At 37.9% G+C, this 16,094-nt stretch carries 16 protein-coding genes; all 16 read right to left on the reverse strand.

Going from position 1 to position 16,094, the window contains the following annotated elements; all coding sequences use genetic code 11:
* Positions 1 to 122: 122 nt before the first annotated feature.
* Positions 123 to 1,151, reverse strand: coding sequence for a DNA polymerase III subunit delta (holA, locus tag JZO85_RS10580; protein ID WP_207108495.1), 1,029 nt, complete (start codon positions 1,149 to 1,151; stop codon positions 123 to 125).
* A gap of 87 nt (positions 1,152 to 1,238) precedes the next feature.
* Positions 1,239 to 3,446 carry a DNA internalization-related competence protein ComEC/Rec2 gene (locus tag JZO85_RS10585; protein ID WP_242550324.1) on the reverse strand — a complete coding sequence of 736 codons (2,208 nt, stop codon included), beginning with the start codon at positions 3,444 to 3,446 and terminating at the stop codon, positions 1,239 to 1,241.
* Between the two features lie 17 nt (positions 3,447 to 3,463).
* On the reverse strand, positions 3,464 to 3,955 hold the full coding sequence (locus JZO85_RS10590; RefSeq protein WP_207108496.1) for a ComE operon protein 2: 492 nt from the start codon (positions 3,953 to 3,955) through the stop codon (positions 3,464 to 3,466).
* A 27-nt stretch (positions 3,956 to 3,982) separates the two neighbouring features.
* Positions 3,983 to 4,150 (reverse strand): helix-hairpin-helix domain-containing protein, encoded by a 168-nt coding sequence (locus JZO85_RS23495; RefSeq protein WP_430732916.1) that lies wholly within the window; start codon positions 4,148 to 4,150, stop codon positions 3,983 to 3,985.
* A 238-nt stretch (positions 4,151 to 4,388) separates the two neighbouring features.
* The gene (locus tag JZO85_RS10600) at positions 4,389 to 4,994 is read right to left on the reverse strand and encodes a helix-hairpin-helix domain-containing protein (RefSeq protein WP_207108497.1); all 606 of its coding nucleotides are present in this window, start codon (positions 4,992 to 4,994) and stop codon (positions 4,389 to 4,391) included.
* A gap of 114 nt (positions 4,995 to 5,108) precedes the next feature.
* Positions 5,109 to 6,161: a SepM family pheromone-processing serine protease gene (locus JZO85_RS10605; protein ID WP_430732915.1), complete on the reverse strand. Its 1,053-nt coding sequence runs from the start codon at positions 6,159 to 6,161 to the stop codon at positions 5,109 to 5,111.
* Positions 6,142 to 6,636, reverse strand: coding sequence for a pantetheine-phosphate adenylyltransferase (gene coaD / locus JZO85_RS10610; protein WP_207108499.1), 495 nt, complete (start codon positions 6,634 to 6,636; stop codon positions 6,142 to 6,144). The genes JZO85_RS10605 and coaD overlap by 20 nt, the downstream gene beginning before the upstream one ends.
* Before the next feature lies 1 nt (position 6,637).
* Positions 6,638 to 7,222, reverse strand: a complete 585-nt coding sequence (gene rsmD / locus JZO85_RS10615; RefSeq protein WP_207108500.1) for a 16S rRNA (guanine(966)-N(2))-methyltransferase RsmD — start codon at positions 7,220 to 7,222, stop codon at positions 6,638 to 6,640.
* A gap of 144 nt (positions 7,223 to 7,366) precedes the next feature.
* Complete coding sequence (locus tag JZO85_RS10620; protein ID WP_207108523.1) at positions 7,367 to 7,714, reverse strand: DUF2129 domain-containing protein; 348 nt, start codon at positions 7,712 to 7,714, stop codon at positions 7,367 to 7,369.
* The gene (locus JZO85_RS10625; RefSeq protein ID WP_207108501.1) at positions 7,701 to 8,126 is read right to left on the reverse strand and encodes a YlbF/YmcA family competence regulator; all 426 of its coding nucleotides are present in this window, start codon (positions 8,124 to 8,126) and stop codon (positions 7,701 to 7,703) included. The genes JZO85_RS10620 and JZO85_RS10625 overlap by 14 nt, the downstream gene beginning before the upstream one ends.
* A gap of 1 nt (position 8,127) precedes the next feature.
* Positions 8,128 to 9,234, reverse strand: coding sequence for a CAP-associated domain-containing protein (locus JZO85_RS10630; protein WP_207108502.1), 1,107 nt, complete (start codon positions 9,232 to 9,234; stop codon positions 8,128 to 8,130).
* Positions 9,235 to 9,430: 196 nt separating this feature from the next.
* Entirely contained in the window at positions 9,431 to 12,853 is a 3,423-nt protein-coding gene (locus JZO85_RS10635; protein ID WP_207108503.1) for a pyruvate carboxylase, read from the reverse strand.
* Between the two features lie 5 nt (positions 12,854 to 12,858).
* Positions 12,859 to 14,049, reverse strand: a complete 1,191-nt coding sequence (locus JZO85_RS10640; protein WP_207108504.1) for an FtsW/RodA/SpoVE family cell cycle protein — start codon at positions 14,047 to 14,049, stop codon at positions 12,859 to 12,861.
* Between the two features lie 2 nt (positions 14,050 to 14,051).
* Entirely contained in the window at positions 14,052 to 14,354 is a 303-nt protein-coding gene (locus JZO85_RS10645; RefSeq protein WP_207108505.1) for an Fpa/YlaN family protein, read from the reverse strand.
* A 454-nt stretch (positions 14,355 to 14,808) separates the two neighbouring features.
* A complete protein-coding gene (locus JZO85_RS10650; RefSeq protein WP_207108506.1) occupies positions 14,809 to 15,438 on the reverse strand; it encodes a DUF2922 family protein in 630 nt (209 codons plus the stop codon).
* Between the two features lie 50 nt (positions 15,439 to 15,488).
* Positions 15,489 to 15,872, reverse strand: a complete 384-nt coding sequence (locus JZO85_RS10655; RefSeq protein ID WP_206917651.1) for a hypothetical protein — start codon at positions 15,870 to 15,872, stop codon at positions 15,489 to 15,491.
* Positions 15,873 to 16,094 lie beyond the last annotated feature (222 nt).

The following is a 16,094-nucleotide window of genomic DNA, read 5'->3' on the forward strand; positions in this document are numbered from 1 at the left end:
TTTTTTGTTTCACTCGCTAACACGAGCGAAACTGACTGAAGTCATTAATAAAAAAAAGCTGACAGGACAAAAATATTTTGTCTGTCAGCTTTTCATAAAAAGAAATTATTGTGGCTACAATTCTATTTTTTTATTTTTTCAGTCGTCTTCAAAATGAATAACTGAAAATTTAGTTCTTTTTCGGCCTGACCAGTCTTCACCTCATAATCATTCTCTACTAACTCATCATACATAGATACTAATAATTCTAGAGGAAATTTGGCTACTTGCTGCATCGCTAACTTCACACGATAAGGATGGATGCTTAGTGTCTCAGCAATATTAGCCTGTTGATAACCAGTTTTTTGCAAGATTTTTGTTTGCAGTAATAATCGAATTTGACTAATCAAAATTGCAGTCAATTTGATTGTTTCCTCACCCTGTAAATGCAACTCTTCATATGTTTGATAAGCCTTTGCCGTATCCCCCTTAAGGATTTGTTCCGTTAACTCAAAAATATTATGTTCAAGCGTTTTCGGTACTAAATCCTCTACTAGTCGAAGCGTGATAGTGCCACCCTCACCTGCCAGTAACAGTAATTTTTCGATCTCATTCATCGCTTTAGACAGATCAAAATCAGTCAGACGCAAAAAAAGATCAAATGCTTCTTTTGATATTTTCACATTTGCGTTGCTGATATAACGCTGCAAAAAGCTGCGTAAGTCCCGCTCCTGTAAAGGTGCTGCATCAACAACAGTTGTTTTCTTCAAAGCCTTAGTAATTTTTTTGCGAGCATCGAGTTTGGGATATGTCGCCCAAAAGACAACTATCGATGTATCTAACGGGTGTTTCAAATAATCTATCAAGCCATCGACGTCCTGATCAGGTACATTACTTTTCTTTTCTCCCGTTAAAAAATAAGGTTTTTCCACAAAAATCAAGCGATAATCACCGAAAAAAGGAAGCGTTTCTGCTTCATCAATGACTGCTCCTAGGCCGCTTTCCTCCATATCAAATGACATAAAGTTCAACTCCTCTAAGTCATCCTTCTTCATTCGGTCTAAGAACGCCTGTCGAATCTCCTGAATCAAAAAATCTTCTGTCCCCGTGACTAGATAGACTGATTTTAATGGTGCATTCCTGATTTGCTGAAGGGCTTCCTGTGTATTCATGTGATTGCTCCTAACTCATAAAAATTCTAAAAATAGCTTTATATACTTGCTTGTTCTTGTTAAACCTGACTCTCCATGCTACCACGATTACTCAATAAAATCTATCAGCACTTTGATTTTTCCACGTTTAGTTATCTCAGACCATTGGTAATAGACCATTCCCTGCTGATCCGTTCGAAAAATCTTAATCTGGTATTTATTTAATTTTTCCAGAGTTTCATCAGTAGGATGTCCGTAACGGTTCTTTTTGCCTACGGAAATAATACCATATTTAGGTTTGGTTTTTTCTAATAACTCTTCACCTGTTGAGGTATTACTGCCATGATGGCCGATCTTTAAAAAATCTGTTCTCAGTTGCGGATAATTTTTCATCAGTTCTTCTTCGCCAGTAGTCTCTAGATCCCCAGTCAATAAGAAACGCTGTTGATTCAATTGGAAATAAGTAACCAGTGAATCATCATTTTCCCCTTCACTCTTCTCAGGGGAAAGTACTCGCAGCTTTAAGTACCGGCCAATCGTATCGCCTCGTTTTACCAAATGAACTTTAGTTCCTCGTACTTTCCTCAGCAAGTTGCGCAGTTCCATCTGCGAACCATCAGCCAAATAAAGATTTCTCACATTTACCTTTCTCATGACGTTTTTTAATTCTCCCATGTGATCTGCATCATTATGAGTTACGAGCAAATGGTCGATCTTGTGGCACCCTAGTGATTTGATTAAAGGCAATAAATTATAGTCAGAGATCCTCTTTAACTGTCTAACTTGCCATTTGTCTTGTTTAAAGTTCAAGCGTCCTCCAGTATCGATCAAAAAAGTCTCCTGTTTAAAAGGTAATTTGATAAAAATACAGTCTCCCTGTCCGACGTCTACAAAAGCAATCAGGCCGTTGGCTGAAAGAGAAATTGAAACGATCAGAAAGAAGGCTATCCCTAACAGAAAAAAAATCTTCTGGCGATACTTTAAACGATCAATAATCAAAAGAACTATTAACAAAAGAAATAGAAATATTAGAAATCCAGGCTTACCAATTGTTAAGTTCGGAAAAGCAGCGAATTTCAGAAATTTTTCCAGTAGTATGAAGAAGTGCTCCATCAAATATTCAATTAACTGCGGGATAGGTAAAAAACAACCAAAGAAAAGCAGTAGACAGCCTGGAAGAATTACCCATTCAAAAATGGGAAACAGCAATAATGTAAATAGTCCTCCAATTATAGTCCATTCGCTAAAACTGAAGATTAGCAAGGGTAACGATAAAATAGAAAAAAGAATAGTCTGCTGCCAAACATTGATTCTTAAATCATTCAAGTACAATAATAATAAAGCAAAATACAGACTCAATTGAGCACCTACCGACCATAGGGCCAACGGATAACATAAAATTAATAGCAGCAGCATTAAACTCCATTGATCAAGCTTTGAAAGTAAGATATCAAAGGTCAAACATACAAAACCGATCAGAAAGCTTAGAACTGCCCGAATCGTACTAAAACCACCGCCAGTCAAGTAAATCAGCAAAAAACCGATTATACTCAACAGAATCAACCGTGTTTCTCTAGTCAAAGCGAGCCTTTTCAGCAATAGATGAATACCGCCCAAATAAAACTGAATATGTAATCCGGATAAAGTAAATAAATGGAGCAGTCCCGTCATTTTATATGCAGCTGAATATTCTGCGAACTCGGCATCTTTATAACCGATCACTAGCGCTTTAATGTAACTAGCCAAACGTTTCGAATAATGCCTATCGATAGACCAAATCAAGCGCGGCCGAAGACCACTCAGTCCCGACCTCTTTCGCTGAAATGAACTAAATCTCTGAGCTTGGAGGATTCGACTGATTCCTAGACTGTGATAATACTTCTTTGCATCAAAACCATTCAAGTTTCTAGCTGGATCAAACGTCTCTGTTTCTCCACTAATAATCGCACTATTTGGTATACTCTTTTGACTCCAAAAATCTTTTTCTTCCGATGATTTTAATGAGTAATAAACTAAATACTTCTTACCATTGACTTTTCCTGTTAGTTTTAACAAGTTTCCATCAAGTTTAACTGAGTCTGATTGGATCGTTATAGTTTGATTAGTTATCGTTTCAGGAACAGCTCTAATATAGTTTACATAACAATAAGTCCGTAAACCAATAAAAAGGCTGCATAAAAAAGCCAGCAATAAAATCTTGCGGCTTTTCATGCAGCAGGTTCGAATCAATAGAACACTCAGCAGCAACGTCAGCCAAAAATTGACTTGATAAATCAACGTTGCAAATAGAATCGCCGTCAGGATCGGCAATATCAAGTAATTACGAACAGAAGCTATCTTTCTGGCAATGTGGCAGCATCTTCTCCTAATTGAAGTTTGGTGAAGTATTTGCTCTCTAAATGAACCTGGTGAGCGCTAGCCCCCACTTGATTAATCAACTCGATTGCATAAGGGTCATTACGATAATCCTTAAGATAATGTATTTTTTTAATCCCAGCCTGCAGCAATGCTTTGGTACATTGTAAACAAGGGAAATGAGTTACGTACACTTCTGCTTGGTCTGTAGCGATACCTAACTTGGCACATTGCAAAAGAGCATTCATTTCTGCGTGGATTGTTCGCAGACAGTGTCCGTCAACAACATAACAGCCATCATCCACGCAATGAACATCACCACTGACAGAACCGTTATAACCTCCAGCGATAATTCGTTTGTCCCGTACGATCGTTGCTCCCACTTCTAAGCGTGTACATGTGCTCCTTAATGATAATAAAACGGCTTGCGCCATGAAATATTGATCCCAAGGTATTCTTTCAGTAGTCAAATTCTTCGCCCTCTCTTTCGATCTTTCTTATATTGTAATCGAGTCTTTCAAATTTTCAAGCGCCTTTTCACCGATTCTTGATACTTTAATTAGATTTTCTACCGTGCGAAAACTGCCATTTTCTTCACAGTATTTGATAGTATCCGGTACTGTTTCTCGCCATTTCCTGATAATTAGAATAAATTCTGCTGCAATAAATTTGGGGTTTAAACTAAATTACGCATAGTAAAAGTATTGCTTTATTTAAAACCAAAATTTTTATCTATGTTGGTTTATAAAAAGAATAAAGGAAAGATGACTTGCCTTTTCAAACAAAAAAAGCATACAAATATCTGTATGCTTTTCAGTAAAAAAATCCACGAATTTCTGAGCCATAAAAAGTATTCAAATTAATATAACTCCACTTTGTCCATAATCTTTGAAAATTTTTTACCTAGATTGTAATAGAATCCTTCAAGTTTTCAAGCGTCTTTTCACCGATTCCTGATACTTCAGTCAACTCTTCTACTGAGTGAAAACTGCCATTTTCTTCACGGTATTTGATAATGTCCGCTGCCTTTTTTTCACCAATTCCTGATAACTCTTGTAACTCATTCGCATCTGCCGTGTTAATATTGATTTTTTTACTATCAGAATCCGTTGTCCCGGCGACCTGCTGGAAGTTTTCGTTAATTGTCGGAATTTCTTCACCATTTTTTGGTACATAGATAATTTCCTGATCGGTCAGTAATTTGGAAAAATTAACTTGGTTTTGATCCGCTTCCTCTGTAAATCCGCCAGCTAAATCAATTGCGTCCATTAGCCTCATGCCCTGTGTGATTCGATACATACCTGCTCTTTTGACCTCACCTTTTACATCAACGTACCAATCTTGATTACTGCTTGATTCATTCGTTTCTTTTGTGATGTTAGTTGTTGAGAAAAGTACCGGATCCATCTCTTGTTCTTCCGGCTCTCTAGTTAAAAAAAAGAATCCAACGATGGCCAAGACTATTGGCAGTACGATCAAATATGGATATTTCTTCAAATACGCTTTCATAAAATCCTCCTTTTCATTAAGATACGCAGCTGCCCCTGAAACGCGGCTATGTTTTCTCAAAAAAGGGATATAAAAAGAGTGCTAGACATTGCTGACTAGCACTCTTAAGTGAACTTATTTCATTTTTTCCAAGTAATCTAGCGCATCCTTAACAGTTCTCACTGGAACAATTTCCATGTCTGTCTTTAGCTTTTTAGCTGCTGCCTTGGCCTCTTGATAGTTTGATTTAATTCCTGGTTGTGCTTCCTTCATCTCCTTTGTAATCTCATCATCTGGAGCAAAGAATACTTTGTTGTTGTCAGCAGCTGCACTGGCTACTTTTTTGTCGATACCACCGATTCTTCCTACCTCGCCATCAGAACCGATCGTACCAGTGCCCGCAATTTTTTCGCCATGACGCAAATCTTTATCCACTAGTTGTTCATAAATTTCCAAGGTAAACATCAAGCCGGCCGATGGACCACCGATATCACCAGCATCTATTTTGACCTTGTCCTGAGAGTCAATCTCTGTATGATCAGTCAGTGATATACCAATTCCCGGCTTTTTATCTGTTGGAAGTTTAATCAGTTTTTCAGTAGCTTCTTTCGTTTTGCCGTCATGAATATAGGTCACTTTCATCTTTTGTCCGACTTTTTGTGATTTCACATACTTCATGAAATCCTCACTGCTGGTAAAGGTTTTCCCATCTGCCTTGGTTACAGTATCGCCGACACTGATTTTCCCAGCAAAATTTGATTTCTTTTCTACCCCCAAAACATACACACCTTTGTATTCCATTTTATAGGGTTTATTCGCCAATTTTAAAGCCTGCTCGATCGCAAAGTTTTGCGAAGTTTCCATGTTGAACTTTTGGATTTGCATGTATTCATCATCGCTGGCACCACCAGTTAACTCATTCACAGAAATGATTTCATGGAAAGGCTCGACCTTCGCTTTCAAAGCCATTAAAACTGTTGCCCTTCGGATACCAACCGAAGTTAAACTGAATGATCCTTTATTCTCATCCTTTTTATCATTAACTGTGATCAATTCTTTCAAATTGATCGTCTCTCCAGGTTCTTCGATGTAATATGGGATAGGCACTATCACGCAAGCTATTGCAGCTAGAGCTATAAATACAAGTAGTAATCGTTTGACAAGTTTGTTATTTTTCACTATTCTCACGCTTCTCTTCCAACGCCCGATAGACTGCTTCGGGCAGATATTCTTTGACATCACCATTAAAAGTCCAAACTTCCTTCAAAATCGAGGAACTAATATGACTGTATTTCGGTTCAGCTAATAAAAAGACTGTCTCCAAATCACGATCTAAGTGCCGATTCATTAGAGCAATTTCTTTTTCGTACTCATAATCTTTGATACTGCGGATACCTCTCAATAAGAACTTTGCTCCCAGCTTCTCTGCGACCGTTACCGTCAATTCATTTTCTTGAGTAATCACACGTACATTCGGGATATGAGCAACAGATTTCTTTACGATAGCCATCTTTTCATCTGAGGTAAAGTAGCTTTTCTTATTCGTGTTGACGAAAACGCCAATAATTAACTCGTCAAACAGTTTCGCTCCACGCTCGATCGTATCTAAATGTCCCATAGTCAATGGATCAAAACTGCCAGGAAAAAGCGCAATTTTTTTCATCTTAATCCTCCCAATCGTAAATCGTTACGGCAGTAATCCCATAGTCGTTACGCTTACGTTCTTTTAATTTACCAATCGACTCTGGTAGTACGACTTCTTTGACAGTTTCACATACCACAATTGCAGTGTTCGTCAGCAAATTATTCTGCAAAAGCATTTCAATCTGCTTTACGATTTCCTGCTTTGCATAAGGCGGGTCCAGCAATACCAAGTCAAATTGTCTTTTACTGCTAGCCAACTGCTGAATCGCCTGGTTTGCAGGCATTTTCATTAATTGAAATGCTTCTTCATTTTTAGTCACAGCGACATTGTCACGAATAACCTCCATTGCACGAAAGTTCTTTTCAACTAGTATAGCTTGGTCCATCCCACGTGAAACAGCCTCAATTCCTAAAGAGCCGCTGCCAGAAAATAGATCCAAGACAGCACCTCCATCAAAATACGGACCAATCATATTGAAAATAGCTCCTTTTACCTTATCAGTCGTAGGCCGTGTATTATTTCCAGTTAATGTTTTTAATCTGCGACCGCCAAATTCACCTGCAACCACTCGCATGCTGCCCATGCCCCTCTCATTACTAATCATGTTAGCTAAATACCTTATGTTCTATTTATTATGTAACACTTCTGGCTTTCAAATTTCGTAAAATAAACATAGCTGATCTGACTTCTTTATTATCAAAGAAAAAGATGAAAAATGTTTGAACAAATCAGACATTTTTCACCTTACTTAGACTGTTTCAGCTAATCGAATCTTTGTATTGGCTTCTACGACATCCAACTCATCGTCATCTTTTACTTGATAAGCGGCCTTCGTTCCGATCCGATCCGCAAAATTCATCTCAATATCTGGTCGATAGGATCGCTCTACTTGACGTACAAAATGCAATCCTTGCAGCTTTTCTTCTGTTTCATCTACGACCTCTTCATTTACATATAAAACAACATACTTCATTTTTCTTGAAACAAAGTGAATCAAACCAAATCGTTTCAAGGTCTTTAATTGCTTCAAAGAATAGACCCAAACGATTATCCCTCGTCTTTTTTGCATTACAAACTCAGTATTATCCATGACAATTCCCCTTACAACTATGATTCCCTGTTTCAAAAAAAGGATTTCCTGCATCGACCTTAATCTCTGATGAGATCACTTGTGCCAAACGGATGCCGATTTCATCCAACAACTGTTGAAAATCGGTTTCAGCTAGCCGAAAAGCAGCAACTTTTTCATTCAAATCAAGCGCACGCTTACTTATGCGAACTTTACGCTGCTGCTGGCGATAATCAGGCGCATACTCTCCATATGCCGCGATTCGTTCGAATTTGTCTTTTTCGGTCTGAAACGTTTTTTTCAGCTTCGCTACTTCTAAACAATCATTCATTTGTTTCCTTGCCAGCAGATAGTTTTTGTAGCTTTTACTCGCTAAAATTTCTTGAATCAACAGTTGATTTTGATCCTCTAACTGAAAGAAAGCATCATTTATAATCAACCTATTCACTATCCTTTGTTTTTTCTGGTTCTTGTAACAAGACTAGCACACTTTCTTGATCAATTGCAACGCCAAGCTCTGTCTCTGTTGCCATAATCGCTTCATTCAAATGCTCGTGACTGACCCAATCAAAAAGATTAAATAATGGATCGATCATCGGTGAATAGAAAAAGCCGTTTTCATAATCAATTTTGGAATTTTTGGCCAAGTCTTTAAATTCGGTTGAAGAAAGCTCAAAAGATAAGTTGCTTAAATGTGCTCCTTGCCCCGTTTGCCACTCTTCTAAACGCTCATTGTCCAGCACTTTTTTAGGAGCTGTTAAAAAACTTTTTAACAGCCTTTTACTGTCATTCATCGAGGAATCAGTAGTGGGGATTTTTTCCAATTTACGTAATCCCCGATAAAAATTAATTACATTAATCGCACGTTCTTGCTTTTGTTGGTTTAAGATATTCCAATCAAGATTACTTTCTTGTACACGATTGGCTAAAGGATTACCGCTGTTGATTTGATATGGCATCAATCGTAATAAATTTTCCATATCCAAATAAACAGCGCCAATCATTTTCTCATTACTTCCGTTAAAAAAGAGCATTGCAAACGTGTCATTATCAAAAGCGATCAATGGACGAAATCGCATGTCATTTTCACTTAGCTCGATCTGTACTGGTTCCTCATCATAACTTAAAGCAAAATCCGCAGACAAATTGATTTGATCCGCTAGTTGCTTGCTAGTCATACTGAATTTAAAAGGCTGGATATCCGCCTTTTTCGCCATTACTTTTATTGTACTGACCTTTCCAGCCTCTACATTCACTTCCAATATTCCTTGATCTAATGCATAGTCACGAGTTTGAAAGAAAAATCCGCTGTCTTCAATTTTCGTCGGTCGTCCAAATTTCTGCTCAAAAACTTCAATTGGCTGTGTAACGTAGTCCGCAAACCCTTCCGATTTGATTGTTTGATGCTTTAAGGCTTTGTGTCGAACCACTTGATTTGTTGATGTAACTGGAGCTTTCCCTTGTGTCGGTGGGAAGAGGACTGGTTGCAAATAGTAACCAATCAAAACTAAAAATAGAATACTAAGAAAACCAATCACTCTCTTCACACAACAACGCTCCTAAATCATACTAATAAAATATTTTTTCAAGTAAATGATACAAAGGCCCCAACAAAAAAATCCAACTTTACTAAAAGTAAACAGACAATTTTCCTATATTACTCCCCTAATATTTTGACTCAAAATTAGAGTTTTAAGGATCCCAGATTCACGCCTATACTTGGCATATCTAAGAAATATATTTCTATTTTTCTTTTACTTCAATCAATAAATCGCCAGAAGAAATACTTTCACCTTCTTCAACGTATAGATGAGAAACTTTTCCAGCAAAACGAGCATCGATGGATGTTTCCATCTTCATCGCCTCAGTAATCAGTAGCGGTTGTCCTTTTTCAACATGATCACCTTTTTCGACTAGGACTTTCAATACCGAACCGGTCATTGTTGCTCCGATTTGTTCACGATTTGTTGGTTCAACCTTGCGCTTAGTTTGAACGGCACTCTTGATAGAAGCGTCTTTTACAACGACTTCACGACGTTGCCCATTCAAGTTGAAGAATAATGTCCGGTTTCCTTCGACATCAGCTTCACCAATCTCATCCAATCGAATAATCAAAGTCTTACCTTTTTCAATTTGGACGTTAATTGTTTCACCAAGACGCATACCACTAAAGAAGGTCGGCGTATCCAACAACGTAACATCTGCAAACTGACCATATGATTTTTGATAATCCAAGAATACTTGCGGATACATCAAATAGCTTAAAACATCTGTTTTACTTGGTTCAAAGCCAATCAATTCCTGCAATTCTTCCTTTACCTTTTCAAATTTAACAGGCTCAGCAAATTTGCCTGGGCGCTCTTGCATGGCCGGACGTCCTTGTAAGATAATCTGTTGCAGTTTTTCTGGGAATCCGCCAACTGGCTGGCCTAACTCACCTTGGAAAAAGCTGATGACAGAATCAGGAAAGCTTAATTCATTCCCATGATCATAGATATCTTCTTCAGTTAATTCATTTTGCACCATGAACAGTGCCATATCCCCTACCACTTTAGAAGATGGTGTAACCTTTACGATATCTCCAAACATCAGATTGACAGTTTGATACATTTCCTTAATTTCATCCCATTTTTCACCCAATCCAACAGCTTTGGCCTGTTGCTGCAGATTTGAATACTGTCCTCCAGGCATCTCGTGTTTATAAACCTCTGTTTGAGCTGCCATGATACCATTCTCAAAGCTTGAATAATATGGTCGAACATCTTCCCAATAATGGTTTAACTGACGAACATTCTTCAAATTCAAGTCAGGCGCGCGATCGCCGTATTGAAGAGCATAGTACAAGCTACTCATGCTCGGTTGACTCGTCGCACCACTCATTGCACTCGTTGCGACGTCTACAATGTCAACACCTGCTTTAACAGCAGCAGACAGAGTAATAATCCCATTTCCAGCAGTATCATGTGTATGCAAATGAATCGGAAGATCTGTTGTTTCTTTCAGCTCACTGATTAAATGGAAGGCAGCTTGAGGTTTCAAAAGCCCAGCCATATCCTTGATCGCTATCACATGGGCTCCCAGAGCTTCCAATTCTTTCGCCATATCTTTATAGTATTGAACATTATATTTAGTCCGGCTTGAATCTAAGATATCGCCTGTATAGCAAATCGCTGCTTCAGCAACCTTTCCTGCGTCGCGAACATACTGAATACTTTTTTCCATTTGTGGCAGCCAGTTCAGACTATCAAAAATTCGAAAGACGTCGATACCATGGTAAGCCGCTTCTTTAATAAATTCTTCCAGTACATTATCTGGATAATTTGAATAACCAACTGCGTTCGAACCGCGGAAAAGCATTTGCAATAAAGTGTTTGGCATGGCTTTTCGTATTAATTTTAGTCGTTTCCAAGGATCTTCAGTCAAGAAACGGTATGCCACATCAAATGTAGCACCGCCCCACATCTCGCTTGAGAATAACTCAGGAATTCCTTCACCTGTTGCTTGGGCAACATTTAACAAATCATGTGTCCTAACTCGTGTAGCCAATAAGCTTTGATGAGCATCACGGAAGGTCGTGTCAGTCAATAGAACTGAATCTTGTTTTTTAATCCACTCTGTTACTGCTTCAGGCCCTTCTTTATCCAAAATATTTTTAGCTGTAACTAATTCTCTTTTTTCGATTTTTGGTGCTCGAGGTGTTTCAAAATAACGTTTCTCTTGTTTTTCTATTCCTGGAAAGCCATTTACAGTAATCTCTGAAATGTAACGCATAGTTTTATTACCGCGATCCCTAACACGTGGGAATTCAAACAGCTCAGGTGTATTATCAATAAATGTCGTTTTTGCTTCTCCACTTTGAAAAACAGGATGACTGATTACATTATGCATGAAAGGAATATTGGTTTTAACACCGCGAATACGGAATTCAATCAGGCAACGTTGCATTTTTTCAATTGCTTGATCAAAATTCAACGCATGAGTACATACCTTTACTAGTAATGAGTCGAAATATGGTGTAACAGTCGCTCCAGCATAAGCATTTCCTACATCTAAACGTACACCAAAACCACCTGGTGAACGGTACGTGTCGATTTTCCCTGTATCCGGCATAAAACCATTCAACGGATCTTCTGTTGTCACCCGACATTGAATAGCTGCTCCTGACATTTGAACGTCTTCTTGCTTTGGCAACCCGATTTCTTTATGCAAATCTTTTCCTTGTGCAATCATTAATTGTGAAGTAACGATATCCACACCAGTAATCAGCTCAGTAATCGTATGTTCTACTTGAACTCGAGGATTAACTTCGATGAAATAAAAATTATCTCCTTCAACTAAGAATTCCACTGTTCCAGCATTAACATAACCAACATGTTTCATTAGCTGAACAGCCGCTTGGCAGATTTTTTCTCGCTGTTCATCATTTAAGGAAATACACGGCGCCACTTCCACAACTTTTTGATGACGACGTTGAACAGAACAGTCGCGTTCATAGAGATGCAACACGTTTCCATGACTATCTCCCAAAATTTGAACTTCAATGTGCTTTGGATTGGCAACATATTTTTCAACATAGATTTCGTCATTACCAAAGGCGGCTTTCGCTTCACTCTTGGCACGATCATAACCTTCACGTGCTTCTTTTTCATCATGAGCAACACGCATACCACGACCGCCACCACCTAAAGCCGCTTTAATCATGATAGGATAACCGTGCGATTCAGCAAAAGCCAAAACAACATCGATTGTATCAACTGGACCATCTGAACCAGGGATTGACGGAATCCCAGCTTCTAAGGCGGCTGTTTTGGCTTTGATCTTATCGCCGAAAATATCTAAGTGATGCAATTCAGGACCAACAAAAATAAGCCCTTCCTCACGACAGCGTTTCGCGAATTCTAAATTTTCAGAAAGGAAGCCATAGCCTGGATGAATCGCATCCACCTTTGCTTCTTTCGCCACGCGGATAATGTCTTCAATATCTAGATACGCATCGATCGGTTTTTTCCCTTTTCCGACTAAATACGCTTCATCTGATTTAAAGCGATGAACCGAATATTGATCTTCCTCCGCGAAGATCGCCACTGTTTTAATGTTTAACTCACTACACGCGCGAAACACCCGTGTTGCAATTTCACCTCTATTTGCTACCAATACCTTTTTCATGCACTTCACTCCTGACTTTTTAAGTATTCATACTCGATCGCAAGTTTCGTCCGCTTTTCATCTGCACTGATATTCAGCGCAAATGCAACACCCACTGACAATACAAGTAAGCTGTTTCCTCCTTGACTCAAAAATGGGAACGTGATCCCAGTCAATGGAATAATTCCTAAAATACCACCAAGATTAATAAAAACTTGTAATAACAACAAACTTCCAATTCCGATACAAATCAATGAATTGAAAGGCTTCTTCGAACGAATCCCAACCAAGTAGATTCGTGCGATTAAAAAAATTAAAATTGCTAATATAACCAAAGCACCGATCAAACCGACTTCTTCTATTACGATAGAAAAAATAAAGTCCGTATGAGCTTCACTTAAAAAACCTTTTTTTTCAATGCTGTTCCCTAATCCACGCCCAAACCAGCCGCCGTTGAACATTGCATAATAGCCATTGACCATTTGATGTCCCGTGTCTAATTCATATTTAAATGGATCTTTGAAGCTTTCAAATCGACTGAAAATATATGCTAATTTCTTTGGAAAAATAGCTTTACCAAAATGTGTCAAGAATTCAATAACAAGAAAACTTCCGACAACACCGATTCCTCCAACGATTAAACTGTAAATCCAGTTAACTCCGCTAGCCAATAGCAAAATCAATGCTAATAATGTAATAATCGCCGCATTCCCCATATCAGGTTGTACCGCTACTAAAAAGATCATAGCAAAAACTAGCATTAATGGACGTTTCATGTCGGTAACAAAATTATCTTGGATCGTCTCTTGACGTTTTGATAGTATATAGGACAAGTACCAAACAACCATGATTTTTAAATATTCTGCTGGCTGCATCGTAAAACCAGCAATATCGATCCACCCTTTAGCACCATTACGTTCAGTACCAAAAAACAATACAATAATCAATAGAATAAAAATCACATATGTCACAAAAATGATCAGCTGCTGGCTTTTTAAGACATCTGTCTTCATTTTATACATCAAACTAATTACGATCAAACTTAAAACCCAAAAGACCCCTTGGTTCATTACTAAGCCTGTTGGGTTCGCATTATTTGTGATCAATAAATAGGAAGTTGAACTGTATACAAATATCAAACCAATCACAGTCAAAATCAAATATGGAATCAAAATACTATAATCTAAAAAATGACGTTTCTTTATTTTCGTGGGCAAGGTTAAGCCTCCCAGCCGGCATCCGTCATATCCTGACGAGTTTCGTACAATTCCGTATATAAACGATTTAACTCAGCTTCCAAATCACTAAGCATTTGCTGTCCTTCTCCTCGCTTCAAGATACCTACCTTTTCAGCAAAGAACACTTGGCGTGAGAAGCCATACATTTGTGTATCAACGACTTCCTCAAAAGCTTTGCATTGAGAGATACATAAACTATTTGTTTGATTACGAATCAACAGCTTGATCCGATCTGCATCTTCTTGCAACACTTTAATGGCAAAATCAGAAGAAATATTTTCCATTTTGCTTCCCTCCTATCTTGATTTCAACATTATAACATAGAAAAAATTTAAAAAGGGAAAAAATCCGTGAGACTAAGCTTTTTCTAAACTCTTTGTTCGGATTTTGACTTTTACACAGCTTGGAGAATATTACAAAGAGATTACAATGCAAAAACTTTATATAAAAACGCGAAAAATCAATTCTTTTTACGATTCTCGTCGTGAAACAAATGCATAATATGAAACATAATGGTTTTCGGCACCTTCATACAAGACATCGGAAAAATCAGCGATTAAAGGCTGTTTGAAATGGATAAGCTCTAGCCTTTATCTCATTAGCCGCACATTTTGTCCACAACAAATAGCCTGCGGATCCAGCAGGCTAAAAATTTGATTCAGTTTGTTTAATCCAGCAATACAGTGAATATCTGTCTCATACCAACGTTGGATTTATCGATGAGACAAAAACAGCTGCTTACTCTCGTTTCCGGATACGATCGAGTAATCGTTTTCGTTTCCTTTTAACATTTTCTGGCGGTGATTGGACAATCACCGGAGGAGACTCTTCTTCGTCGATTCTCTCGGTCAAAACCAGTTTTGCCGGACTTGTCTTATTCTCGATCCGTATATCTTCTAGTCGAGCATCAGCCGGCATACAGGCGCTAATAATTATCATTGCCTGACTTTCCGTTAATTCACTTGGATTAATCCCCTCTGGCAATCCAATCGTTTGGATCAGAATACCCGGTTCCGGTTTTTCTTCTATGATCACTAGATCCTCTGGTATATTGATCTTATTTAATTCCTCCGCAGTTTTTTCTACTTGCAATAGTGCTTCTTCTTTGCTTAGTTGAGCATCTAATACTGGTGCTTCTTCATCAGCTTCTATATCAAAGATTGGACTTTCGATTTCTTCGATAATTGTTGCATGCTTCAATTTCTTATATAAATCTACGCCATCTTTTTCAAATAGATTCAACAGCGTGAATTTCTCTAAAGTTGCTTTAAGTTCTGTGGCAGATTTACGCATACTAAAATTCTTCAAGCGCAAATGCTGCTCTTTTCCATTACTATTCTCAAATTCTACGTCTAATACTGTCGTCATTTTTTTAATCCCTTCGTTTAATTTTCTTCCTGCTCTTTATTTTTCCTTATTCATGAACCGACTAATCCTGCTAGAGGTTCTTTGATAAATTGCGTAAATAATGTTTTCAGCTTTTCAGCGATATACGTTTTCGCCGGAAATAATTTGATTAGCAGCACACGCCACTCCTTCTTATCAAAATACTCCTCAAAGAATATATAAAAGCGACGCAGGGTCGCATTGGATTTGGTTTTCATAAAAATATAATGCACTAAATCGGCTAACATAAATGAAAAATCTGCCAAGCCTAATTCTTCTCTTACTTGAAGCGCTACCAAAAGTCTGATCGCGCTGTCACTGTCATTCGTTTCGTTATAGAAATTGCTGATGCGTTTTTCTAATGTTTTACGCTTTAACGAAAAAATCTGCTTACAGCTTAAGCCATATTCATCCATTAAAACTCCTCCTTTTCCATTTAATTCTATTTATTCAAAGTGCATGTTATCAGTCACACAAAACAGCAGTCTTATCCTCAATCACGCAATCAAGCACCGATCCCTCATCAACCCAAATCAAACATAAACGATAATTCTCAAAAATTCTAATCCAATTTTTTAAAAATAATTTTAGAATAAGAGTTGTTCTTTGCTAATAACAGCTAATTAAAGATAAAATAA

It is taken from the genome of Candidatus Enterococcus murrayae, assembly GCF_017315985.1.
GTDB lineage: Bacteria > Bacillota > Bacilli > Lactobacillales > Enterococcaceae > Enterococcus_A > Enterococcus_A murrayae.